The sequence below is a fragment of the Vagococcus coleopterorum genome, assembly GCF_011303955.1.
Lineage (GTDB): Bacteria > Bacillota > Bacilli > Lactobacillales > Vagococcaceae > Vagococcus_D > Vagococcus_D coleopterorum.
Genome location: NZ_CP049886.1, coordinates 1370844 through 1395654 on the forward strand (window position 1 = coordinate 1370844; position 24811 = coordinate 1395654).

General features: G+C 35.0%; 22 protein-coding genes. 3 read left to right on the forward strand and 19 right to left on the reverse strand.

The annotated features are described in order from the left end of the window. The 7 genes from G7081_RS06875 to G7081_RS06905 all read right to left on the reverse strand — a co-directional run bounded on the left by G7081_RS06875 (position 1) and on the right by G7081_RS06905 (position 7944). Entirely contained in the window at positions 1-2058 is a 2058-nt protein-coding gene (locus tag G7081_RS06875; protein WP_166008198.1) for a BglG family transcription antiterminator, read from the reverse strand. 209 nt (positions 2059-2267) lie between these two features. Beyond that, on the reverse strand, positions 2268-3176 hold the full coding sequence (locus G7081_RS06880; protein WP_166008199.1) for a ribokinase: 909 nt from the start codon (positions 3174-3176) through the stop codon (positions 2268-2270). Positions 3177-3264: 88 nt separating this feature from the next. Next, on the reverse strand, positions 3265-4455 hold the full coding sequence (locus G7081_RS06885; protein WP_166008200.1) for a NupC/NupG family nucleoside CNT transporter: 1191 nt from the start codon (positions 4453-4455) through the stop codon (positions 3265-3267). A gap of 12 nt (positions 4456-4467) precedes the next feature. Continuing rightward, positions 4468-5616 (reverse strand): iron-containing alcohol dehydrogenase, encoded by a 1149-nt coding sequence (locus tag G7081_RS06890; RefSeq protein ID WP_166008201.1) that lies wholly within the window; start codon positions 5614-5616, stop codon positions 4468-4470. Between the two features lie 15 nt (positions 5617-5631). Beyond that, the gene (locus G7081_RS06895) at positions 5632-6267 is read right to left on the reverse strand and encodes a YczE/YyaS/YitT family protein (RefSeq protein WP_166008202.1); all 636 of its coding nucleotides are present in this window, start codon (positions 6265-6267) and stop codon (positions 5632-5634) included. A gap of 3 nt (positions 6268-6270) precedes the next feature. After that, the gene (locus G7081_RS06900) at positions 6271-6963 is read right to left on the reverse strand and encodes a phosphoribosylanthranilate isomerase (RefSeq protein WP_166008203.1); all 693 of its coding nucleotides are present in this window, start codon (positions 6961-6963) and stop codon (positions 6271-6273) included. A 45-nt stretch (positions 6964-7008) separates the two neighbouring features. Beyond that, positions 7009-7944, reverse strand: coding sequence for a carbohydrate kinase family protein (locus tag G7081_RS06905; protein WP_166008204.1), 936 nt, complete (start codon positions 7942-7944; stop codon positions 7009-7011). A gap of 157 nt (positions 7945-8101) precedes the next feature. On the opposite strand from G7081_RS06905, the gene G7081_RS06910 reads away from it, so the two are divergent. After that, positions 8102-9190: a PfkB family carbohydrate kinase gene (locus G7081_RS06910; RefSeq protein WP_166008205.1), complete on the forward strand. Its 1089-nt coding sequence runs from the start codon at positions 8102-8104 to the stop codon at positions 9188-9190. 32 nt (positions 9191-9222) lie between these two features. Here the strand turns inward: G7081_RS06910 and uriH are convergent, their stop codons facing one another. The 8 genes from uriH to ulaG form a co-directional block, all read right to left on the reverse strand. Then, positions 9223-10158, reverse strand: a complete 936-nt coding sequence (gene uriH, locus G7081_RS06915) for a uridine-preferring nucleoside hydrolase UriH (protein WP_166008206.1) — start codon at positions 10156-10158, stop codon at positions 9223-9225. Between the two features lie 140 nt (positions 10159-10298). Further along, positions 10299-11012: an L-ribulose-5-phosphate 4-epimerase AraD gene (araD, locus tag G7081_RS06920; protein WP_166008207.1), complete on the reverse strand. Its 714-nt coding sequence runs from the start codon at positions 11010-11012 to the stop codon at positions 10299-10301. Continuing rightward, positions 11002-11859: an L-ribulose-5-phosphate 3-epimerase gene (locus G7081_RS06925; protein ID WP_166008208.1), complete on the reverse strand. Its 858-nt coding sequence runs from the start codon at positions 11857-11859 to the stop codon at positions 11002-11004. Before G7081_RS06925 ends, araD begins: the two co-directional genes overlap by 11 nt. Positions 11860-11863: 4 nt before the next feature. After that, positions 11864-12502 (reverse strand): 3-keto-L-gulonate-6-phosphate decarboxylase UlaD, encoded by a 639-nt coding sequence (locus G7081_RS06930; protein ID WP_166008209.1) that lies wholly within the window; start codon positions 12500-12502, stop codon positions 11864-11866. 15 nt (positions 12503-12517) lie between these two features. Then, positions 12518-12820, reverse strand: a complete 303-nt coding sequence (locus G7081_RS06935) for a PTS sugar transporter subunit IIB (RefSeq protein ID WP_166008210.1) — start codon at positions 12818-12820, stop codon at positions 12518-12520. Between the two features lie 17 nt (positions 12821-12837). Then, positions 12838-14331: a PTS ascorbate transporter subunit IIC gene (locus G7081_RS06940; protein WP_420824499.1), complete on the reverse strand. Its 1494-nt coding sequence runs from the start codon at positions 14329-14331 to the stop codon at positions 12838-12840. A 13-nt stretch (positions 14332-14344) separates the two neighbouring features. Then, a complete protein-coding gene (locus tag G7081_RS06945) occupies positions 14345-14788 on the reverse strand; it encodes a PTS sugar transporter subunit IIA (RefSeq protein WP_166008211.1) in 444 nt (147 codons plus the stop codon). A gap of 12 nt (positions 14789-14800) precedes the next feature. After that, positions 14801-15829, reverse strand: coding sequence for an L-ascorbate 6-phosphate lactonase (ulaG, locus tag G7081_RS06950; RefSeq protein WP_238786676.1), 1029 nt, complete (start codon positions 15827-15829; stop codon positions 14801-14803). Positions 15830-16009: 180 nt separating this feature from the next. On the opposite strand from ulaG, the gene G7081_RS06955 reads away from it, so the two are divergent. Beyond that, positions 16010-16780, forward strand: coding sequence for a DeoR/GlpR family DNA-binding transcription regulator (locus tag G7081_RS06955; RefSeq protein ID WP_166008213.1), 771 nt, complete (start codon positions 16010-16012; stop codon positions 16778-16780). A 209-nt stretch (positions 16781-16989) separates the two neighbouring features. On the opposite strand, the gene G7081_RS06960 is transcribed toward G7081_RS06955, so the two are convergent. Together G7081_RS06960 and G7081_RS06965 are read right to left on the reverse strand one after the other, a co-directional pair. Beyond that, complete coding sequence (locus G7081_RS06960) at positions 16990-18498, reverse strand: thiol-activated cytolysin family protein (protein WP_275115408.1); 1509 nt, start codon at positions 18496-18498, stop codon at positions 16990-16992. Positions 18499-18870: 372 nt separating this feature from the next. After that, complete coding sequence (locus tag G7081_RS06965; protein WP_166008214.1) at positions 18871-20259, reverse strand: 6-phospho-beta-glucosidase; 1389 nt, start codon at positions 20257-20259, stop codon at positions 18871-18873. 237 nt (positions 20260-20496) lie between these two features. Here G7081_RS06965 and G7081_RS06970 point away from each other — a divergent pair, with 237 nt between their 5' ends. After that, entirely contained in the window at positions 20497-21372 is an 876-nt protein-coding gene (locus G7081_RS06970) for a MurR/RpiR family transcriptional regulator (protein ID WP_166008215.1), read from the forward strand. A gap of 36 nt (positions 21373-21408) precedes the next feature. Here the strand turns inward: G7081_RS06970 and G7081_RS06975 are convergent, their stop codons facing one another. Both G7081_RS06975 and G7081_RS06980 read right to left on the reverse strand, forming a co-directional pair. Continuing rightward, positions 21409-22845: a glycoside hydrolase family 1 protein gene (locus tag G7081_RS06975; protein ID WP_420824500.1), complete on the reverse strand. Its 1437-nt coding sequence runs from the start codon at positions 22843-22845 to the stop codon at positions 21409-21411. Positions 22846-22888: 43 nt separating this feature from the next. Continuing rightward, complete coding sequence (locus G7081_RS06980) at positions 22889-24727, reverse strand: beta-glucoside-specific PTS transporter subunit IIABC (protein WP_166008217.1); 1839 nt, start codon at positions 24725-24727, stop codon at positions 22889-22891. Positions 24728-24811: the final 84 nt, after the last annotated feature.

A 24811-nucleotide genomic window follows, 5' to 3' on the forward strand; every position in this document is an offset into this window, starting at 1 on the left:
TTAGTTATCCCCTTTTTCAATTATTTTATTAATCTCATTCATGATTTCGACTGGTGACTGACATGATTTTAATAAATCAATATTCTCATCATCTTCTAAAATCATTGATAATTGTTGTAAAGCTGTTAGGTGATTTGTATTATCTTCCGCGGCCAAGACAAAGATCAAACAAACTTGATTGTCATCATCTGCCTCGTCATCCATACTAAAATCAACTGCTTTAGTACATGATAATAAACTAATCCCTAATTTGTTTACACCCGTTTCAGGTCTTGCATGTGGTACTGCCACTCCGGGAGCTAAAACCATATACGGTCCAGATTTTAATGCACTATCAATCATGGCTTGGATATATGATTCTTCGATATTCCCTGTTTCAATAAGCGGTTGGCTAGCAAGAGCAATTGCTTCTTGCCACGTTAGTTCATCATGACTAAATCTGATAAACTCTTCTTTCAATAAACTAGACAACGTTGGTCCTCCCTTCAGTGTTGTTTTCTGATTATCTAACAGACCAATCAGATCCATTTTTAATTGTTCTAAATCTTTAATCTCAGCATGTTTTTCAATTGTAGAAATAAGATCTTCAAGTTTATAAGTTAAATGATTGCTGGCTGATTCAAAGTCTTTAGACACTTCTCGGATTAATAGTTGACTCTCAACATAATCCAAGATTGGTTTGACGACATAGAGCGGTTTCTCAATTTCCAACACAGTGGTTGAAAATATTAAATCAAACTCATCGGTTGCTAAATTTTTAATTTCAGATATTTGATGCACTTTCTTAAACTCGAACTTTGGAAATAACTTTTCTAACGTACTTGTTAAAATCAGTGAGCTACTAATGCCATTTGGACAAACAACTAATGCTCGTGTCGGCTTGTATTGAATACTATGGTTATTAAGGTAGCCACCAAAGTGAACTGTAAACAATGAAATCTCTTCATCCGAAATGACAAGTCCCTCTTTTTTAAAGACACTTCTCAAGGCGCGTTTCACTTGTGAAAATAAAGCACCGTATTGCATGGTAATCTCATCAGAAAATGGAAAATTTAGTGGAATATCATATTTTATACGGATATAAGCTGGTCCAACATGCTGCAACAAACTTTGATAAATTTCTTCCCCTTCAGGAAACGTCACCCCAATTAGGTTAGAAACATCTCGAATAATTGTTCGTGTCAGACTTTCTAGACTAACTCCACCAATTTCTGTAAAATGCATGCCATCCAAAGAACCTAAAATTCGTGAGCTGACAAATAATAGCTCGGCCGCAGTGTACTCTTTAAAGAATAAGCTTGCCACTTGGTTTGCCACTACTACCATCGAATCTAACGGACTCTCTGGAAAATTAGTTTGCCATGATACCAACTGGTGGCGTTTTCTGATTGATATAATATAAAATAACCAGATTAAAGCCTTCTTTCGACTTGGCACAATGCTAATTTCTTCATCTTGAATAATCATTTCAAAAGCTGATTGGTACTGTAAAAATTCCGAACTAAAATCACTATTAGTCAAAATGATTTCTAAGACCCACTCACCGATACTTGTCAGTAATAATTGATTCAAATGATCTTCAACTAGACTGACAATCGCAAATTCTTCACCAATAAAGTGATAGCCTTTTGACCGATTGTATTCATAAGAAACATTGTTTGCGATACAAGCTTCCTTCACTTTTCTAACTTCAGTTAAAACCGAGTTTTTACTTAATCCCAATAAATCTTGTAGATGATAGTTTGAGATAAAATCATTATTTAGGAATGAATAGATAATGATGACTGATGTTCTATCTTCTACTAAAAATATATCTTCACGAGATAAGTCTAATCTACTCATCAACCACCTTTCTTTAAAATCTTTTGGGAGTGAAAACTTATTCTTCTGAATAGTGATTTCAAAATCGAATTGATTTAACAAAACTGGATTAATCTTATCCACTTCAGAAATCAAACGTTTCTTATTCGTTTCTAGTACTAATGCTGCTTCATCCAAATCAATGTCAGAACGTCTTGAAACAAGTTCTAACAAATCAATACTCAGTTGATTTAACATTTTATCCACCCCTATATCCACACTATATTATAAAGCGCTTTCATTTAAAATGATGATTGAGCACAGTTTTGTTTTGTAAAATGATACTGCTATTGTGCTCTACAAAAAAGACTGTCATCTTCCTTCTTTAGTATACTCTTATAAAAATTTCAAAAAAAGACTTGTTATATTAAAAAAGCCCTCACCGAAGTGAAGGGTTTTTTTGATATTTAAACTAATCTTGATAAAATTTCTTCGACATTCGGCATGCCTGTTTGAGCTCCGAATTTTTCTGTTGATATCGAGGCACCAACATTTGCTAATCTCAAAGCTGCTGTATAATCTTCATCGTCTGCAAGTTGGGCAGCCAGTATACCATTAAACGTATCTCCTGCTCCCGTAGTATCTTGTACAGTTACTTTTATATTTTCCATATAGTTAACTACACCATCTAATACGTACGCAATCCCCTTTGAACCTAACGTTACAATAACTTTCATTCTAAATTTTTCAGATAATCGTAACATATTTTCTTCCATAGTACCTGGGTTTTCAAAATAAGAATGGCATAACTCCATAAACTCGATTTCGTTAGGAGTTATCACATCTATTAAGTCGAACCATTTAGAAACTACCGTTGAAAAAGGTGCTGGATTTAAAATTGTCATCACTTTATTTTTCTTAGCAATTTTTAAACTTTTCTCAACAATCTTCAAGGGAATCTCATGTTGTAATAACAGCACTTTACTACATCGGATTGTTTCCTCAACACTTTCCAGGTATGCCTCATCCACCAAACTATTAGCGCCAGGTATAACAATAATACTATTATCTTGTGGATATTTTAAAATCGTAGCAATTCCTGTAAATATAACAGAATCTTTTTTTACTTGGGTGATATCAAGTGATTCTTTTGATAAATAAGATAAAGCTTTTTCACCAAAACTATCTGCACCTACTGCACCTAACATACAAACATTCGCACCAACTCTTGAAGCAGCTACTGCTTGATTACACCCCTTGCCACCTAACATGTAATCTACATCATTCCCCACTAACGTTTCACCAATTCGAGGTGCTCTATCAACACTCATCAGTGTATCAATATTAATACTACCTAACACTGTTACATCATACATTTTATCATCTCCAAACTTTAATTTACCTTATCGTACACTCTACCAATAATAAAAAACTCCTTGAACAAACAAGAAGTTTTTTATTTTTTTAGAAGAATATCCCTACTATTGAAGCTGTCAATAATGATGCCATTGTTGCGCCTAATAATAATTTCATTGAATATTTGGCAACTGTTTTACCTTGAGATTTATCGATTGCTGAAATGGATCCAGTGACAATTCCCACAGTTCCAAAATTTGCAAAACTTACCAAGTATGTTGAAATAATGGCTGCACCTTTTGGTGTTAATGTATGAATAATTTCACCTAAATTTCCCATTGCAACAAATTCATTAGTAATTAATTTCGTTGCCATAATACTACCAATTTTAACCATATCTTCTTGTGGCACACCAATTAAGAATGCAATCGGTGAAAACGCATATCCTAAGATATCAGTAAATGTAATATTGAATAAATAATCAAACGAATTATTTAAGAATGTTACTAAAGCAATAAAACCTATTAACATCGCTGCAACAGTAACCGCAAGATGAAAACCATCTAAAATATATGTTCCTAAAACTTGGAAGAAAGGCTCTTTTTCTGCTTTCACTTCAGAAGTACTCGGTTGTAACCCTTCTTTCTCAGGATCATAGGGATTAACAATACATGAAATAATTAATGCTGAGAAAATATTTAAGAATACTGCAACTACAACAAACTTACCATCAACCATTTCCATGTATGACGCTAACATTGCTGCACTAACTGCAGACATTGCTGAAGCACAGATTGTATATAATTGTTTAGCACTCAGCTTAGGTATTTGCTCTTTAATAGTAATAAATACTTCTGGTTGTCCTAATACTGCTGTAGACACTGAAAAATAACTTTCTAATTCACCCATACCAGTGATTTTACATATTCCTTTACCAACCCACTTAATAATAAATGGTAATACTTTGATGTAATTTAAAATCCCGACTAATGCTGAAATGAAAACAATCGGCATTAATACATTGAAGAAGAATACTGATCCACCTTCAACAAATTGGAACCCTCCGAAAACAAAATCAGTTCCTCCCGCGGCTTGATTCATTAACCAACTAAAGAATCCTGAAATTCCAGCTAATACTTTTATCCCGCCTGACGTATGCAAACAAACATAAGAAATAATCATTTGGAAAATAACCATCCGGCCCATTTGCTTGTATCGAATGTTTTTCCTATCAGAACTTACTAAATAACCAATCCCAAAAATAAACAACAACGCTACTATCCCTTTAATAATACTCACATTAGCACCTCTTTATAGTTTTTTTAATAAACCTAAAGCTCCATCCACATCAACGAGACGTGGTGTATTTCCTGCAAATCTCTCTTCTGCAATACTTTGTGCGTTTTTATATAAATCATTTTCAGAGATCCCCAAATCACTAAATGGTGCCATACCTAAAATATTATCTCTAAAATTTATATAAGCATCTGACGTGATTTTAGCAATTTCTTCTGGTGTGCAATCATCTGAAAAGGTGGCTCCTAAAATATAACCAATCTCTTTAATCTTTTTAGGTAGAACTGGCGCTACATATTCAAGCGCCCCTGGTAACGCATAAGAACATGCCATACCATGAGGAATTTTATATTTTGACCCCAAAATATGCGCTGTCGAATGACCAACATGTGTGCCGCAGTTATTTAACATCCAACCACCTAAAGCTGCTGCCACCATCATTCGTTCACGAGCTTCTCTATTACTACCATCAGCAACTGCTGTTGGTAAATATTTAACAACTAAATACATAACTTTTTCACAGATAGCATCTGTAACTGGACTAGAAAGATTTGATGTATATCCTTCTGCTGCATGTGAAAACGTATCTAAACCTGTTGCAATTGTCATGTTTTTAGGTAATGACATTAGTAATTCCGGATTTAAAATGGCGATTTCACTTAATGATTCATTAGCTAATACAGCCAGCTTTTGTGATGTTTTTGTATCCGTGACTATTAATGCATTTGATAATTCACTACCGGTTCCTGATGTTGTGGGAACTGCTATTAAACCTGCACAATTCTTTATTGGCTTAATAGGATTTACGTAGTCAACTATGCTTCCTCCATTATGACGTATAATATTTATTCCGCGAGCAACATCAATGGAACTCCCTCCACCAATAGCAATAATACAATCACATTTATTATCTAAACAAATTTTTGCACCAGTATCCACTAGTTCAACCGGTGGATCAGATACGATCCGGTCATAAAGAACAAATTCAATATTTTGATCATTTAAATCATTTTTCAACTGTCCAATAATGGGCGTACTGTTCAAGAATGAATCCATTACTAACATAGGTTTTTTATAATTTGTCGTAGCTAAAATTTCTAATACACATTCAGATAAGTTATCTGTTACAACTACTTTAACCTTTTGCTCTAATTTAAAGTCCATTTTACTTTTCTCCTTTCATTTTTTACTATATAGTTTTGTTTCGAAATATTGACTTAAAATTTGAATACACGGTCCGGTTGTTAAAGCCGTTAAAATCGTGATAACTCCAAATTTACCACCCAATAAAATACCAATTAAAATTAAAACTAAATCCATAATGATTTTTGCTTTTCGAATACTCCAACCAAAACCATCTCTAATCGTCAGCATTAGACCATTAAAAGGATCCATCCCAATTTCACTAGCAACAAATAAACTAATCCCAACGTAATACAATGTTGTTCCAATTAATGCACCTAAAAGGCGGTGAATAGTAATATCATTATTAAAAATTAATGGATATAGGTTGCTTCCTATAGAAATGAACAGACCATAAGGGACAAGATATAAAATTGTCCCAATATTTAAATATTTTCTTCCGAAAATAAATAGAATAATGATCAATCCAACATTCATGTAGTTTGATACCATTCCCAATTGCGAGTGATCTAGTTTTAAAAAGGTTCTTAATCCATCATAAACAATACCAACCGGATCATTTCCAAAAAGAGTGTTATTATTAAACGCTACACCTACACAGACCATAAATATTCCAATTAGCGATACCCCAATTCTTTTAGGAGATAATACATCACTATTAAAAAATTTCAAATTCTATAAGCCAATCTCAGCCGCAGCTTTATCAGCACGATCACAGAATAATTTAACTTGTTCAATATCTTTTTCCATATGTCCACCATCATATTTGATACTTGTTTTACTTAACGAATCCACACCAAATGGTTTAATTTGGCGAATACATTCTTCAACATTTTCTGCACCTAGACCTCCAGCAATGATGACTGGAATATCAACGCGACGAACGATTTCAGCATCAATTGCCCAGTCATGTGTTTCTCCACTAGCACCAATACCTGTATCCGCAGCTAAACCAGAATCTGTTAATAAATAATCTGAGAATTTTGCATATTCAATCGCACGGTCAATAGCTTCCGGACCATCAACTAACACTGCTTGCATTAATTCAACTCCTGGGCAAGCTTCTTTTAATTCTTTGGCAAATTCAGCATCCGCTGTATATTCCATGCCAGCAATATGAACAATATCAGGTTTTACTCGCTTAGCAATTTCAATCATTTCTTCTGTTTCTTTATTTAACATGATAGCAACTGTTTTGATACCACGACGTTTTGCTTCATCAAAAATTTTATCTACTAACTCGTGCTCAACACGGTGAGCCGGTACGCCACCATTTTGCATTGGCACTAAACCAATGTGGTCTGCTCCAGCATCCATTGTTTTAACACTTTCTTCATACGTAATTAATGAGTAAATTTGTTTAATCATTTATTTCTCCACCTTTTAGTTTATTTTTTTTGCTACATATTTTTGCTACATATATTGTTGCGCACGCTTGACGACATTTCTAACACTCATATCTTTCGATACAGCATCAATACTTTCAACAGTTATACTTGCCGCAGCTTGTGTTAACAAACCAACTTCTTTTAAAGCTAATGCTTTACCATAATAAAATCTTGCCCAAGTAATGGTTGCCATACTACAGTCGCCAGCACCATTACAACTGACAACATTACTTTTCAATATTGGGATTAAATCAACTCTATCTTTGTTAGCACAGATAATACCTTGCTCTCCCATTGAAATAAAAACATTTTCAACACCAAGTTCAACAAGTTTTCTGGCAGCTTCCTTACCACTCTCTTTATCAACTACTTTTATCCCCGTGAATAATTCAGCTTCAATTTCGTTAGGTTTAAAGGTATCAATTTTATTTAAAACGCTTACAAATCTTGACGCTTTAACTACAGATACTGGATCAACAAAGATTGGGGCAGTAACGTGTTCTGCTAACCACTCAATTGAATCTTGTCTTAAATTACCATCAATGACACAAATTTCGGCTTTATTGATAAAGTCAATACGCTTCTCAAAGAACTTCGGAGTCATGTGTTCGATAATTTTCATATCATTCACGCCAGAAATCATGTCTCCATCCCCATCCGTGACGTACAAGTAAGTTGAACTCGCTTCATTTTTCAATTGTTCAGCATAGTCTAACTTAATATCACGGTTTTCACAGTTTCGAGCAAGGATATCTCCAAACTCATCATCGCCATACACCGTGATTAAATATGTGGGAACTTCTAATTTGACCATATTTTGAGCAATATTTTGACCAACACCACCATCAGTTAGTGTGATATTTCCAATATTTGAATCGTGCTCCCTAAAGTCTTTTCCTGAAATTCCTGCTATATCCATGTTAAGTCCACCTAACACAACAGCATACTTCTCATTCTCCATTCAAAAACACCTCCTTCATTTATTGAACAACCACATTATATTAATACATTCACTTTTATGTCAACACTTATTTAAAAGTTAAACATTTGTTTATTAAATTTGATTTAAAGATGAAAATAAAATATACTTAACTTATTAAATAAACGAGGTGCTTAAGATGACTGAAAGAGAATACGAAATACTTCAACTCATTATGCTAAATCCTATGATTTCACAAAATGAAATTGCTGATTTACTTGGAATTTCACGTTCAGGTGTCGCTGCACATATTTTTAATTTAACTAAAAAAGGCTATATTGAAGGCCGTGGTTATATCATCAAGGACTCTGATTTCATTTCTGTAATCGGGGGAATAAACATTGATATACAAGGAATTTCAAATGACCCTCTCATAAAAAATAACTCTAACCCTGGCACCATCTCCTATTTTTTAGGTGGTGCTGGTCGAAACATTTCACTTGGTCTTACAAAATTAGAAGTCGCAAACTACTTTATCTCAGTTCATGGTGATGATTTGAATGGGGAAAAATTCATCCAAGATTCACAAAAACATGGTATGAATATTCAATACGTTAAGCAACTGCCAGGTGAGCGGACATCAACATATCTTTATATCGATTCACCTGATGGATCAAGAACAGTCGGAATTGATGATATGAAAATATATGAACATATCAATCCTGAGTTCCTTAGAGAAAAAATTGAGATAATTAATAGCTCTCGCCTATGTATTATCGATACTAATTTATCAAAAGAAGCAATTGATTGGTTATATACTAACTGCAAAGTACCTATCTTCGTTAAAACAGTTTCTGAAAATAAAAATTACAAGCTCTTATCTAATTTAAATGCGATTAATACTCTCGTAACCACTCCTGCTGAATTGAATGGTATTATTAGCGAACTCACCGAAGAGGACTTGTCATTAATTGATAGTGCTAAATATTTAGTTTCTAATGGTGTCGAAAACATCATTGTTTTTTGCCCTAAAAATGGGTTATATTTTGAGAATGCAACTGAAAGTTATCATCTTAAATCAGATAAAGTAACTCCAGTAAATAATAATGGTGCCAGTGCCTCACTTTGCTCTGCCATCATTTGGGCAATCTTGAAAAAAATGACATGGAAAGATGCTTTAAAATATGCCTTTTCGTCTGCTGTTCTCAGTATTGAAAGTCAATACTCTATCAACGAGGAACTTTCTCCACAATCTTTGGAACAAAAGAAAGTATCTTTATTCAAATAAAAAAACACTCTACTGTTGTAGAGTGTTTTTTATTAGCCAATATTTCTTAATGCATCATAAATCATGCCCCAAAATTTAGCATGATCTAATTCCATTGCAACTTGAGTGTGACAGTTCTCTGGAATTGGATATCTAAAGTCAGTCACTGTCATTCCCTGCGTTAACTTACCATTTAATTCAATATCTACCGGAACTTGTTTGACTGTCATGACAGTTGGATCAATTAAATAAGCAATTGTACACGGATCATGAACTGGGGGGAAATCAAATCCTTGACTTTTTTTGTACATTTTAGAAAAGAAGTCAAGTAGTTCATCAACAAAAACAGCTGGTTTTGTCCCTATCTCTTTAATTTCTTTTCTTACTTCTGGTGTCGCTAAGGCTTGATGAGTCAGGTCTAACCCAATCATCGTAACCTTCCATGGTGCATTGAAAACGATATGCGCCGCTTCTGGATCGATAATAATATTAAATTCCGCTACTGCGCTCCAGTTTCCTGTATGATAACCCCCACCCATTAAAACTACCTCTTGAACACGTTCGACAATTTGGGGTTCTTTTCTAATTGCCATTGCAATATTAGTTAAACCACCGGTTGGACATAATGTCACCGTTCCTGTTGGCTCACTCATAATTGTATTAATAATCACATCAACGGCATGCTCTTCTAAAATACCTTTTGTTGGAACAGGTAGTTCTGGACCATCTAAACCAGAGTCACCATGAATATCTTCGGCCACTTCAATTTCCTTTACAAGTGGTCTAATGCATCCCGCTGCAATTGGTGTATCATTCATATGGATCATTTCTCTAACCGCACAAGCATTGTGAGTCACTTTTTCTAGTGTTTGGTTCCCAACAACCGTAGTCACTGCAAGTACTTCAATGCCTGGATTACCATGCGCCAGTATCATCGCTATCGCATCATCATGCCCTGGATCACAATCTAAAATAATTTTTCTTACCACTTTTACCATCTCCCTTTATTTATTTGATTCCGCTTACATTTTTTATTCTACAACAAAAAACTAAACATTTCTACAAAAAATAAATAAAAGTTTATGACGTCAGAGAAAGTAAAAATCCCTCACCGAAGTGAAGGATTTTTTTATTGTCCATAATAAGCATTCTTACCATGTTTTCTTAAATAATGTTTATCTAATAAATATTGAGGTATTTTCTTAGTTAAACTACTTTTCGATATATACTCTGTCCCCATAGCCATTTTAGCAACGACATCTAAAACAACTGCATTATCAACTGCTTTTTCTGTCGTACTTCCCCATGTGAACGGGCCATGACTTTTCACTAGAATTGCTGGCACTGCCTCGTAGTCAATTCCTCGTTCTAAAATACACTCCACGATCACATGTCCGGTATTTCTTTCATACTCACCACTAATTTCTTCTGTTGTTAATTCTCGTGCACATGGTACATCCCCAAAGAAATGATCCGCATGTGTGGTGCCATATGCGGGAATATCTTTTCCCGCTTGCGCCCACATCACTGCATGTTCTGAGTGAGTGTGAACAATGCTGCCTATTTTCGGGAAGCTCTCATATAAATGAGCATGAGTCATCATATCAGACGATGGTTTCATTTGATCCCCAATTGGCTGTCCTCGTAAATCAGTGACAACCATCTTGTCAGCAGACATCTCTTCATAACTAACACCACTTGGTTTGATTACAATGATACATAGTTCTCTGTTAATCTCACTAACATTTCCCCAGGTTAGTTTGATTAATTTTTCTTCAGATAAACGAAGGTTAGCGCGATAAACACGTTCTTTCATCTCTTTAATAATCTCTTCAGACATCATATCCCGCCTCTCTTAAAATAGGATAGAGGTACTCTTTAGCCTTATTAATTTCAGACCTAAAATCATCAGAATTCTCACTCCACATTTCAATTAGAAACGGTCCAGGATAATTAAGTCGGTGCAATGTTTCTAAACAACCTTTGAAGTCTACACAGCCTTCTCCAAATACCACATCTCTAAATTGACCTTGACATTCACCTGTCACTGCATAAGTATCTTTCAAATGAATCGCAACAATGCTGTTTGTTCCTTGTTCTAATTCATAGGCGATATCATTTTCTGACCAAGCAGATAAGTTACCCAAATCTGGATAGACTTGTAAAAATGGTGAGGGAATCTGTTCCTTAATTTTCAAAAACTTAGTAATTGAATTAATAAAAGGATCATCCATAATTTCAATCGCTAAAGTAATCCCTTTTTCTGCAGCATACGCTACAGATTTTTCAAGATTTTTGATAAATTGATTTCGTGTAAAAATATCTTTATCTTCATAATAAACATCGTAACCAGCTAATTGAATCACTCGAATACCTAAATCTGATGCCAAATCAATTGCTTGCCACATTAATTCCATTGATTTTATTTCAACGTCTTTGACATGACTCCCCATTGGAAATCGTCGTTGTCCACTAAAGCAAATTGAGTGAATTTTGACCTGATGTTTTTGCATCAATCCCACTAATTCACAACATTCTGATTGTGACCAGTTTAGACGTGATAACCTTTCATCTGTCTCATCTACCGACATTTCAATAAAATTAAAACCTAGTTCTGATACTAAAGCTAATCGCTCATCCCAAGAAATATCCTTGGGAAGAGCCTTTTCATAAATACCAATTTGAGTCATATATTTACCCCCAAATAGCTCGAATAGTTTCTTTAAATTCAGTTGCCGCCTTAACTGGATCTTCGGCTGCTGTGATACCACGTCCTGTAATAAAGGTGTGGACATCCATACCTTTAAATAAGGACAGCGTTTCTACAGATAGACCTCCCGTTACGGATACTTGGAATCCTAAATCAATTAACTGCTGAACCATCTTCAAATCTTTTTCACCCCATGAGCCACCAGAAAGTAAGGCATCTCGACTTTGGTGGTAGATGACTTGGTTAATCCCTATTTCTTTCCAAGACTTCGCTTGCTCCATTGTCCAATCACCATATAACTCTACTTGTAACTCTTTTACTTCTTTACGTGCTGCTTCCATCGTCGGTAGCGTCGCGCTACAAATCACTGTCATCCAGTCCGCTCCACATTCAACAACATTTTTAGCAACTGTTGTTCCGGCATCGGCACATTTAGTATCGGCAATAATAATCTTTGATGGAAACATTGCTCTGATTGCTTTAATTGCTTTTTGTCCTTCTTGAAGACATAAGATTGTACCAACCTCAACGATATCGACTATTTCTCCTACTTTAAAAATATCGCTAATCGCATCTTCAAGAGTATTATGGTCTAATGCAATTTGTAAATTAGGAACTGCCATTAGTCTAACCTCTTTCTATTTTAAGAATTTTTCTTTCAAGTTGGAATTTTCTACTAATTCAATAATCTCTTTTTCTGATAAAACATTCTTAACACCTAAAATTGCAATGCCTTTTTTCTCAGCATTTTTAAACATCTCAACAAAGTTCAATGGTGTGAATACCACGTCATAAGATGCTGCGGTACTTTTCCCTTCTGAAATTGGACAGTGATGAATTTGTGTAATGTTAAAGCCCATTTTTACCAACGCTTTTTCAACTGTTTTTTTCATCATTAAACTTGTTCCTGAACCATTCGCACACGATACTAATACTCTCATCTTAAACTCTCCTCTGATTAGTTATTTTCTTTATTTTCACTGTATTTGTCGTAATCATTAACAATTAAGAAGTAATTTTCTGGATCACGTTTGTATTGTAATTGAGGGATAATAACTAATAGTAGAACGACCACTACAATACCGGCATAGCCTAATACTTTCATAATCACAGTGAAGGCTGGCCAAACTGTTGCCCAGTCAAACATTCCTAGGTAACCGCCAAATGGTGATAAACCAATCCATGTTGCAAATATTGCAGACCCAAGCACTTGAATAATCCCTGATAAGAAAGGTAAAATACAGGCCGCTTTTAAACCGCCACGATTATTTGCATAAACCGCAATAACAGCATTGTCAAAGAACAGTGGAATAAATCCGGCAATAACAACTGTTGGTGAATTGAATAAAATTAATAAACCGATTGTTAGGAATTGACCTAGCGAGCCAAATAAGAAACCAAGCGTGACAGCATTAGGTGATCCAAAACCGAATGTTGCTGCTACATCGATACCAGGAACCGCACCAGGTAAGATTGTGTTTGAAATCCCTTGGAAACTTTCTGTTAATTCAGATACGAATGTTCTAACACCTAATTGTAAAATAGCTAGGTAAACCGCAAAGTTTAATGCAGTTGTTAAAATATAGAAGAAGAAGCTTTGGTCTGGTTTCATAAATTCACCAGCAACTAAATAATCTTGTCCTAATACAACTAAAATAATGCCGAAGAATAATAACATCAAGATAGATGTTGCGACCATGTTCTCGTTAAAGATTGATAAGAAACCTGGCAGTTTAATATCTTCAATTTTTTTACTTTCTGTCACTTTACCTTTTTTAAGCTCACGTTTACGCATGTTTTCAGCAATACGTCCGGCTAAATAAACACCAAACATTTGTTGATGGGCAATTGCAAACCCTGCCCCTTCTGTTAAATCTTGTGTCATATTTACTGTTAAGTTTGAACCAACTGCCCAATATAAACCTAAGATAAGTCCCATAATTAGTAGTACTGGGATTCTTCCTAAGTCAGGGAAACAAAATAGTAAAATCCAAAAGGCTGTCGCAGCTTGTTGAATTTGAACATTACCAGTTGTAAATACCGCCCGTAGTTTCGTATATTTTTGGAATCTAACTAATAAAATATTCATAACAAAGGCAATTAAAAGAAGTAACATAACATCCCCGAAGGTCCGACCAAAGGTTTCCATCAAACCGTTATCAACCGCGTTTTGTCCAAAATATGGGTCAATAACCATGGCATCTAAATTAAAACGATCTTTTAATCCTGTCAAAATCGGACGGAAGTTATTGACTAAACCGCCAGAACCCACAGCTAAAATTAAGTAACCGACTGTTGCTTTTAGGAACCCAGCTAAACAGTCATACCAAGGGCGTTTTAATAAGATGTAGCCGATTAAAACAATAAACCCAATTAGAAAAGCTGGCTGCGTCAAAATATTATCTGCAAAATATGACCAAATCGTAAATAATACATCTAAAATCTTCTCCATATTAAACCTCCATTTAATAATTAGTTATAAGTGCCTGGTACTCATCGATATTTGTTAACTTTTGTAACTCATCTACTAATCCATCTTCCATTAATAGTTCAGATAAACTAGAAATGTTTTCCATATGCTCTTCTGGGTTTTGAGCAGCTAAAGTAAAGAATACTTTAGCTTTTTTCTCTTCATCAAACACAACTTCCTGGTCAAAAATTGTCAGATTGATTGCTGTCCCATTAATATGGTTACTTCCTTGAGAACTATGAGGCATTGCCACACCTGGAATAATCACAATATATGGACCAAACTCATTCACACAGCCAATCAATTCATCAGCATATTCAGAATCAACAATTCCTTGATCCTCCAATGACTGACAACTGACTTTAATGGCGTTTTGCCACGTGTTTTCTGACAGCGATTCAAACCGCACTAAATCTTTTTCTAAAAACGATTGCAACATATCAACAACTCCTTATAAGAATGATGGGAACGGTGTATCGTTATCAACACTAAAAGCATCTCTAAAACCACGGTAATGGTGATAATGAATCACACCTTTATCTTGTGGGTAAGTAAATGATCCTCCTACTTGCCAAATAAACGGATTAAATTGGTAGTTCAAGCGAGCTTTTTTAAACTCCCACAATATAACAATTTCATTTGGGTCAGCCATAAAATTAGCCCAAATATCATGATGAACTGGGATGACAACTTTTGTATTTAACGACTCTGCCATTCTTAAAATATCAACCGATGTTAATTTATCCGTAATGCCTCGAGGATTTTCCCCAAATGCTCCTAACGCAACATCGATGTCATATTCATTACCATGTTTAGCAAAGCGATTAGAATAATGAGAATCACCAGCATGATAAATATTCCCACCAGTTGTTTGGAATAAATAGTTCACTGCCATTTCATCCATGTCCATTGGAACTTTCCCTTTTAACACAACTTCCGGATCGGGACAGGTCACTAGACATGTTCTATCAAATGCTTCCAAGGCTTTAATCGTAATGTCTTTTACCGCTACCTCATCTTCTGGATGAACAACAATTGTTTTCTCCGCAGGAATTCCCCATTCAATCCAAGTATCAACAACTTGTTGCGGTCCAATGAATTTAGCCTCTGGACAATTATTATGAACACAAGCAGCCGTATTCACATCTAAATGATCTGAGTGAATATGTGTCACAACTAAAGCATCTACATCTTTAATTTCAAACGGATCAATCACAAATGGTTGGACACGTAAGTTAGGTTGTAATTCTTCAACACCACTCATCCGCATCATTTGATGCCCTTTTTTCATTTTTCCTGCACCATGTGACCGTTTACCTGTCCCTGTCCACAGATCACATAAAATATTCGTACTAGCTTCACTCTTAATCCAAATACCCGTACAGCCTAACCACCACATTCTAACGTTCCCCTCTGGAACAACTGCTTCTGAAATTTCTTCATTTAACCATGTACCCCATTCTGGAAAAACTGAATTCATCCAATTTTCTTTGCTCACATCTGTCACTTTCAAATCTGACAACTCCTTTCTTGTATATCCTTATTATGATACAATCCTCCTGTAAGCGATTTCACGATATAAGGTTTTTTTCTCTTTTTTTTCGATATACATGATTGTTTTATGGTTTTTTTATGACTCTTTGAAATGAAAGGTGATCCGATGAAAAATTCAAAAAAAATTATCTTTGATCGACACGAAAAAATAATTAATTTATTAAAGCAAAGTGAATCAGCCCTCGTCACCGATATAGCACGATTGATGGACTGCTCTATTAACACAATTAGACGGGACTTAAACTTTCTAGAAGAACAAGATAAAATTATTAAAAAGCATGGTTATGTGTTGTTAAATCCTGAATATTCACCTAATGTTGATCAATTCGGTCCACGTAAAATAAAAGAAGCGATAGCTAAACAAACCTCTTCACTGATTAAAAAATTCGATACTATTTTTATTAATAGTAGTACGACTGCGCTGCAAACGCTAAACTTCATCAATTATCAAAATAATACAATTATCACGAATAACTTAAATATATCAACACTCACTCTCCCCAGCACTTGCCACGTAGTCCTAACTGGGGGCGAACTAAGAAACACAAAAAGAGCCCTAACAGGGATAGATGCACTTAGTCTTCTGAGAGACAAGTATGCAGATATCTGTGTTATGGGCTGCTATGGTATATCTTTAGAAACGGGACATGTCTTTTCATCTTCAACTAATGAAAGTCAAATTAATCAAATGATGGTCAAACACACGCGTGGTGTAAAAGTCTTACTTGCTGATTACCGGAAGTTTAATAAAGAATCAGAAGAACACTTTGCTAACATCTCTAACTTTGACTACATCATTACCGATTCTTTCCTACCTAATATTTACATCCAACAAATTGAAAAATGTGGGGTTCAGTTGATACAGGTTAGATTGTAATGCTAACATAACAACTTAATATAATGTGATTAATCAAGTGTAATATACAATATATTACACTTTTATTTTGTTTACTGGACTGAAATTATTTTATAAAAAAACATGTAAAATCTATTTAGTTGGCGGTCAGAAACAACCACTAAAAAAAGATTCCACATGCTGATCTTTGTCATAATAAAAATTCATTTTATATGTCTATATCATTTTGCTTAATCTGTTACTTCATCTGAAACCTTGGGTGATAATGTTGTTCCCCAATTACTAATGATACGGTGTTTAACTAGCGGAATATCCGACTTATCGTAAATTGTCCGCCACCATTCCCAAGCTAATCCCGTACACTCTTCAGCTTTAATTCTTAGATTTCTGACATTTCCTTTCAGCTGAATAGTCGTTGCGAAATGTGCTGTTAAATTATCATCATTTCTTTCCCATGAACGAGGTGTTAAAACTTCATTGCCTTCTTCATCGTAACTTAGCTCATCCCAATATAGATGATACTTTATGACATAGGCCCCTGAATGATCTAAGGTTACCGCCCCATCTTTATATTCATTAATTTTTGTTTCAACATACTCTGTTTGATTACTAATTGTTGCAGCAGAGTTATCTTTTAAAAATGATGTTGTATAAGAAATTGGAACGGATGGATTTAATTTACCATAGCGACTTCCTTCTTGAATAATCTCTTTTAAGTCTTCGATTTTACCGCTCACGACTTTAGAAGCTTGTCCCGCATCTCCACCTAGAATAACCGCTGTAAAGGAGCTATTATTTAGAATACTTTGATATTCTGTATTTTGACTAATGTCTACCCCTTTTATGGCTGCCGCAAAGGCATTTTGAACCTCATTACTTTTACTGCTCGTTTCCAACTTAACGTACATTGAACGACCATAAGCCACATTTGAAACATAAACAGGTGGCGTTTGCGAGTTCACTCCCTTTTTAACTAAATAGTCAGTTGTTATACTACTATCAAAAACATCACCAGGGTTTTCTGGCGTATCCATATTCACTGTGTAATAAATTTGTTTAAAGTTAACAATTTGGACCTGTTTCTCCCCACTGGTCACAGTTGAAAAATCTAAATTTAATGGCACTTTCAGCTTTTCAAATGATAAGCCAAATTTTGCTTTCAGTTGTTCCATACTGTAAGCCATACTGTCGCTGTATTCAATACGTGCCGCAACGTTTGGATAATCTCCTGCATACTTTTCATTCCACGTACTTAATAAATTATTAACTGAGCTTTGAACCGTACTTTCTTTTGGATTCTCAACTTTAATTTGATTATCACCATCTTTCATTCCTGGTAAATCAACGCTCAGTGTCAATGGGGCTCTTTTACCCGAAATAATTGTTGGTTTATTTTCAAGAAGTCCAGAATCAGCCTTCAACAATGCTCCTGGGAATACCTTATTACTTGTAGAATTAATTACTGAAATATCGGCTGAACCATTCGATAATTGTTTTTTTTCACGTTGTAAAACAATGAACGAACCATTTTTACGATAGCTTGATGTTGGCAAAACATTTTCAACCAACTCTCCGTTATGCGCTAATATTTCTCGGTTATCATAATCTAAACTCGAAATATAATCATCGGCTGACTGCTTGCCTTGTTCGCTTGCTTCAACCCCTAAGCTAGCATTAAATCCTAAAGAACTAAATCCTAATACAACACCAGTAGTTATTTTCATTAAATTTGTTTTCATTGCAATTTTGGCTTGCTCTTAAGAATAAGCTCTCCCCTCTCCTAATTTATAAACCATCATGATGTATGCATATCTTATGCTATGAGTGGCTATTTAGCAATTTTTTTTTAAGTCTTTTAAGTTGTTAAAAACCTATTAAAAAAGCCTCAAATGGTGGGGGATTTCTATTTTCTATTTAGAAGATTAGACTTAGTGAACAAAAGAAAATTAATATTTATTTCATCTTTTGATCTTGATTTTCAAACTTGCTGCCAGCTGATTGACTAACAAATTTGTGAGCTTCTTGTTAAACCAGTTTATTTAATAACAAAAAACAGACCTATAATTATAATTTATAGGTCTGTTGAAATCTATGATTTGTTAACAAATGGTTTACTTGCTCAACATCTCTTTAACGACTTCGTCTTGCACTTCGATTCCGGCTGCTTCGACTTTAGCAATAGCTTCTGAGAAGTTTGGTAGGAATTCTTTGTGGGCGATTAATAGTTCATCTAAGATACGTTTAGCTGTTTCTCCTGAACGGACTAACGGATTAATTGTGAAGGCTTGTAAAGCTAAACCATAGTCACCTGTGATGGCTGCTTCAATCGTCACAAGTTCCATGTTCTTCATAACTTGCAACCAACCTTTTTCTGCTGGTGGTAATGTTCCAAAAGCAATCGGTAACGCTCCAGCAGCACCGACGAACGCTGAAACTTCGACAACACAATCAGGTTCTAAATCTGGTACAGCCCCATTATTTTTAGTTGATACCACAATGTGTGTCCCTTTATTAGCATAGATTGAAGCAATTGTTTCGCAGGCTGCATCTGAATAATGTGCTCCCCCACGTTTAGATAGTTGTTCTGGTTTGTGGTCTAACTCTGGATCTTTGTATAACTCGAATAACTCTGCTTCTGTTTGTTTGACTTGTTGCGCACGCGTTCCAATTGTCTTGTACTCTTCTAAAGCATGTTCAAGCATCTCTTCTTCACGGTAATAATAACGGTGATAGCCACATGGAATCATCCTCATTGCATCAAGCTGTTCTCTGAAAAAAGCCATTGCAAAAATATTAGCCGGAATACCTGAATCCTCACTATACATTTTATCAATGATATCCATCGTCACATCTTTACCTGTGTTATCAGAAACCCGGTGCCAATGGAAATGGTTCAAACCTGCAAATTTATAAACTAAATCATCGATTGTTTTATCTAACATTTTTGGTTCCATCATCATAGCGCCTACAGGAACGTTACATAATCCGATAACTTTATCCCATTTACCATGACGTACGATCGCTTCTGTCACCATACCTGCCGGATTCGTAAAGTTAATCAACCAAGCATCTGGACACAAACGTTTCATATCTTCTACGATCTCTAAGATAACTGGAATCGTTCTAAATGCTTTAAACATTCCACCTGCACCATTAGTTTCTTGTCCAACCATGCCATAGTAAGCAGGAATCCGTTCGTCTTTCACCCGTGCATCTAATAAACCAACACGGAATTGTGTTGTCACGAAATCAGCATCTTTTAATGCTTCTTCACGGTCTAATGTTAAGTGAACTTCAACATCGTATGGTGAAGCATCCCACATCCGTTTAGCCATAGCACCAACGATTTCTAATTTTTCTTTCCCAGCTTTGATATCTACTAACCAAATCTCACGAATTGGTAGTTCATCGTAACGTTTAATAAAACCTTCCATTAATTCTGGCGTATAACTTGATCCCCCACCAATTGTGGCAATCTTAATTCCTTTTTTATCAGTCATTATCTTTACACACTCCTTAATTAGTTTTACTTACACTGATAGTTTACGAAAGCCTAGGTGCGATTTCATTTGATTTTTTGCGAAAGAAAATTAATTCTCAAAAAAGTCGAAATAAAGCCTCTCTTTTGTAAATTTTTAGGTATTTTTTAGCCATAGAAATGACAATTCTGACATAATACGCTAAACTAAAAGAAAGCGTTATCACAATTGTTTCATCTCTGTTTGAAAGGAGTCTATATGCTACTAACTGAAAAATTACAGAACCCAATATTTTCTAAAACAGAATGCGTTGTCATTGATTACTTATTAGAACAACGTTTATTACTTAGCCAGCAAACCATCAAAGATATTTCAAAAGCCACATTCACAAGTCCTTCTACCCTTATCAGAATTTCTCATAAAATGGGATTTGATGGTTGGAAAGCATTTAAACAAGAATTACTTCATGAACTTGATTATTTAGATAACCATTTCCAAAGTATTGATGCAAACTTTCCTTTCAAACAAAATGATGGCTTTACTAAAATATCAGGCAAACTTGGCAGTCTTGTACAAGAAACTATCAATGACACTTTAACTTTATTGAATCATGATGATTTATCAGCTGCCGTTCGTCTATTAGAAGAGGCTCCACAAATTAAAATCTTTACTAGTAACATTAATATTTATTTAGCCCAAGACTTTTGTCATAAAATGAATCGCATCAATAAAAATGTTTCTATCATTAGTCTTGACGGGGAAAAAGTTTGGGAAGCCTCTCATGCTGATTCGTCTGTTTTAGCTATTCTTATTTCTTATAGCGGTGAAACACAGTCAATCACCCATCTCTTGCCTATCTTCAAAAAAAATAAAGTGAAAACTTTGGCTTTAACCAATATGGGTGACAACACTATTTCTAAATTTTCCGACTGTACCTTAAAAATCTCGACACGCGAAAAACTCTATTCAAAAATAGCTGGTTTTAGCAGCCACTATTCGATCTGTTTTCTGCTAGATACACTTTATTCTGCTCTATTTTCTCTTAATTATGAAGAGAATTTTAAACAAAATCTGACTGTTTCACAATTAAACGATCCACGATTTTCACATTTAGATGCTCTAAAAGAAGACTAAACAAAAGGATACCTGATGTCAGGTATCCTTTTTAATTTAGGCCAAATCTTGACCATTTGTGGCGATGACTTTTTTATACCAATCAAATGATTTTTTCTTTTTACGATCTAATGTCCCGTTGCCATCATTATCTTTATCTACATAGATAAAGCCATAACGTTTTTTCATTTCACCAGTTCCGGCAGAAATTAAATCAATACAGCCCCACATTGTGTAACCCATCAATTCCACACCATCATCAATGGCATCGGACATTGTCACAACGTGCTCTCTTAAATAATCAATTCGATAATCATCAATGATGTTCCCATCTTCATTAATTTCATCTACAGCACCTAAACCATTTTCAACGACCATTAATGGAATTTGGTAACGGTCATATAATTTATTTAATGTATAACGTAAGCCGATTGGATCAATTTGCCAACCCCAATCACTTGCTTCTAAATAGGGATTTCTAACCCCACCCATTAAATTACCTGCTGTTAATTCCGTTCCTTGGTCAGTACTTGCACAGTTTGTTGAATAGTAAGAGAATGAATAAAAATCAACTGTTCCTGCTGATAAAATCTCTTGATCATTTTCTTCAAACTTAATCTCTACATCATTTTCAGCGAAATAATTTTTAATAAAATATGGGTACTCACCTTTCACATGGATATCTCCACAAAAATTATTCATATGATTATCCCAATGTTGTACCAACATCATATCTGTTGGTTTTGGATTTAGCGGATAGAATGTCATGTGCGCCAACATACAACCAATTTCAAATTCAGGATTGATTTTATGCCCTTCAATAACAGTCTTAGCACTTGCCACAAAAACATGGTGCAACGCTTGATAACGTTCTTGTAAATTATCAACTGGATCATGAGTATCCACTGTATCTTCGTTTAACATCCCTAGAACATTTAACGCACCGAATGGTAACGTCGCAAAATTAATTTCATTAAACGTTAACCAGTATTTCACCTTATCTTTATAACGTGTCATAACAGTTGTTGCATAGTTAACAAAGAAGTCCACTACGCGTCGATCAGAAAAACCATTATATTTTTCGACTAGGGCATAAGGAATTTCAAAATGGCTAAGCGTAACCAGAGGTTCAATACCGTGTTTTATACACTCATCAAACACCTTATCATAAAATTCTAAGCCTGCTTCATTCGGTTCTTGGTCATCACCATTTGGAAAGATTCTGCTCCAAGCGATTGATAGTCTAAATACTTTAAAACCCATCTCAGCAAACAGAGCAATATCTTCTTCATAACGATGGTAAAAATCAACAGCTTCATGACTTGGGTAATATTCACCCTCTAAAATTTTACGATCAAAACTTCTCTTTTTCGTTAAACTGCCACCACGTAAATGATCGCAGATACTTGGCCCTTTGCCATCAACATCCCATGCACCTTCACATTGGTTAGCTGCTACTGCGCCACCCCATAAAAATTTATCTGAAAATACCACTTCAATCATCCTTTCATAATAAAGACATTTTATTTGATTCTTACTAAGTCAATAAGGTCAATAATTCATCACCAACTGTTGTTTGTTTTGTTTCCATTGGAATAATATCTAAGAAATCAGCAGTATTTGTAACAATCACTGGTGTTTCTAAAGAGTACCCTTTTCCTTTAATCGCATCGATATCAAACTCAACTAATAATTGACCTTTTTTGATTTTTTGACCCTCTTCAACATGAGTGACAAAATGTTCACCTTCTAGTTTGACTGTGTCCATTCCGATATGAATCAAAATTTCACTACCGTTATCAGAAATCAACCCTATCGCATGTTTAGTTGGGAACACCGTTAAAACTGTTCCATCACAAGGAGAAAATACTTTTCCTTCCTTTGGATTAATTGCAATACCATTACCAATAATCCCTTGCGAAAATGCTGAATCTGATACTTCACTTAAAGGGATAACATCACCTTTAATGGGGGCTACTAACATATCTTTTTTCACTTCAATTTTTTCATTTGTTTTAACTGCATTTACTTCATCAACTTTGTCATCTTTAAACATAGCGTAGGCTAATACGAAACTTACAACCATTGCTGCAACAATTGCAATTCCAGCTTCTATTACACCAGAAGCTGAATTTTTCACAGGATCCATCATACCAGGTAAAGCAAAGATTCCCATACCAGCCATTGTGAACATTTGCGTTCCGAAGAACCCAATAATTGCAGAATAAACTGCCCCACCAATACACGAAATAATAAACATTTTAATACGTGGTAACGTTACCCCGTAAATAGCAGGTTCAGTTACACCAAAGACACCTGAAATCCAAGCGGGAAAAGCAATATTTTTAAGCTTGCGATTTTTTGTTTTCATCCAAATAGCAAACACAACTGCTGTTTGTGCAAACGATACACCTGTAATTAATGCCATGAACAAATCGGGCTTACCTGATAATAAATTCATTAATGATGGAATTAAAATCACCATATGTACTCCAAATAAAACAAAGACTTGCCAAAGTCCGCCAACAACAATACCTGCTAAAACTGGACTGAATACAATAATAGCGTTAATTGCTTGGCCAATAACCGTACCAATCATATTAGCGGCTGGTCCAATTAAGGTGAACCCAATTGGGACAACAATTAATAAAACAAGCATCGGTACAATAAATGTTTTTACTACATCTGGAACAATTTTATTAAAGAAGCGCTCTAACGGAGCTGCTAAGGCAACAATTAAAATAACTGGTAAAACACTTGTCGTATATGTAACATTCATCGTATGGCCAAAGAATGTTAAGTCAACACCATTTATTGAGGGATGACATAATATTGCTCCGATAACCATACCTAAGAATGGATTAGCCTTCAGCTTATTAGCTGTGTTATAACCCAAAATTACTGGGAAGAAAAAGAACATCCCGTCGCCAATTGCATTGACAAGTACGTAATAAGAACTGTCCATCGCGTATGCACCGAAGATTACTAATAAGGTATTTAAACCTTTTATAATCCCTGACGCAGACAGAATAGCAATGGACGGCATCATAATTCCTGAAACAATATCAAAAAACTTATCTTGGAAACTCATCTTCTTATTATTTTCAGCTGGTGCTGAATCAGCTGAAATTCCAGCGACTTCATTCACCAATTTGTAAACATCAGGAACATGATTTCCAATAACAACTTGATATTGTCCTCCGGCTTTCATGACTGTTACAACACCATCCATATTTTTTAGGACATCATCATTAGCTAAAGACTCATCTTTTAAATTAAAGCGTAACCGAGTTACACAGTGGCCTAATGAAATAATATTTTCTTTTCCACCAACCTGTTTAACAATCTCAATCGCTAATTCTTCATATTTTCTCACTTCAAATTCCTCCATCACTTTTAATTTTGATTAAAAATAGTCTGAAGGTGTGGCCAACTTAATGTAACCATCCAGTTTTATCCA

Bases quoted from the DNA above. Each gene is read 5' to 3' on its own strand.
- G7081_RS06875 (WP_166008198.1), bottom strand. From the start codon at position 2,058: ATGTTAAATCAACTGAGTATTGATTTGTTAGAACTTGTTTCAAGACGT.
- G7081_RS06880 (WP_166008199.1), bottom strand. From the start codon at position 3,176: ATGTATGATGTAACAGTGTTAGGTAGTATTAATATTGATACACTGATG.
- G7081_RS06890 (WP_166008201.1), bottom strand. From the start codon at position 5,616: ATGGACTTTAAATTAGAGCAAAAGGTTAAAGTAGTTGTAACAGATAAC.
- G7081_RS06900 (WP_166008203.1), bottom strand. From the start codon at position 6,963: ATGATTAAACAAATTTACTCATTAATTACGTATGAAGAAAGTGTTAAA.
- G7081_RS06905 (WP_166008204.1), bottom strand. From the start codon at position 7,944: ATGGAGAATGAGAAGTATGCTGTTGTGTTAGGTGGACTTAACATGGAT.
- G7081_RS06910 (WP_166008205.1), top strand. From the start codon at position 8,102: ATGACTGAAAGAGAATACGAAATACTTCAACTCATTATGCTAAATCCT.
- araD (WP_166008207.1), bottom strand. From the start codon at position 11,012: ATGATGTCTGAAGAGATTATTAAAGAGATGAAAGAACGTGTTTATCGC.
- G7081_RS06925 (WP_166008208.1), bottom strand. From the start codon at position 11,859: ATGACTCAAATTGGTATTTATGAAAAGGCTCTTCCCAAGGATATTTCT.
- G7081_RS06930 (WP_166008209.1), bottom strand. From the start codon at position 12,502: ATGGCAGTTCCTAATTTACAAATTGCATTAGACCATAATACTCTTGAA.
- G7081_RS06935 (WP_166008210.1), bottom strand. From the start codon at position 12,820: ATGAGAGTATTAGTATCGTGTGCGAATGGTTCAGGAACAAGTTTAATG.
- G7081_RS06940 (WP_420824499.1), bottom strand. From the start codon at position 14,331: ATGGAGAAGATTTTAGATGTATTATTTACGATTTGGTCATATTTTGCA.
- G7081_RS06945 (WP_166008211.1), bottom strand. From the start codon at position 14,788: ATGTTGCAATCGTTTTTAGAAAAAGATTTAGTGCGGTTTGAATCGCTG.
- ulaG (WP_238786676.1), bottom strand. From the start codon at position 15,829: ATGAATTCAGTTTTTCCAGAATGGGGTACATGGTTAAATGAAGAAATT.
- G7081_RS06955 (WP_166008213.1), top strand. From the start codon at position 16,010: ATGAAAAATTCAAAAAAAATTATCTTTGATCGACACGAAAAAATAATT.
- G7081_RS06960 (WP_275115408.1), bottom strand. From the start codon at position 18,498: ATGAAAACAAATTTAATGAAAATAACTACTGGTGTTGTATTAGGATTT.
- G7081_RS06965 (WP_166008214.1), bottom strand. From the start codon at position 20,259: ATGACTGATAAAAAAGGAATTAAGATTGCCACAATTGGTGGGGGATCA.
- G7081_RS06970 (WP_166008215.1), top strand. From the start codon at position 20,497: ATGCTACTAACTGAAAAATTACAGAACCCAATATTTTCTAAAACAGAA.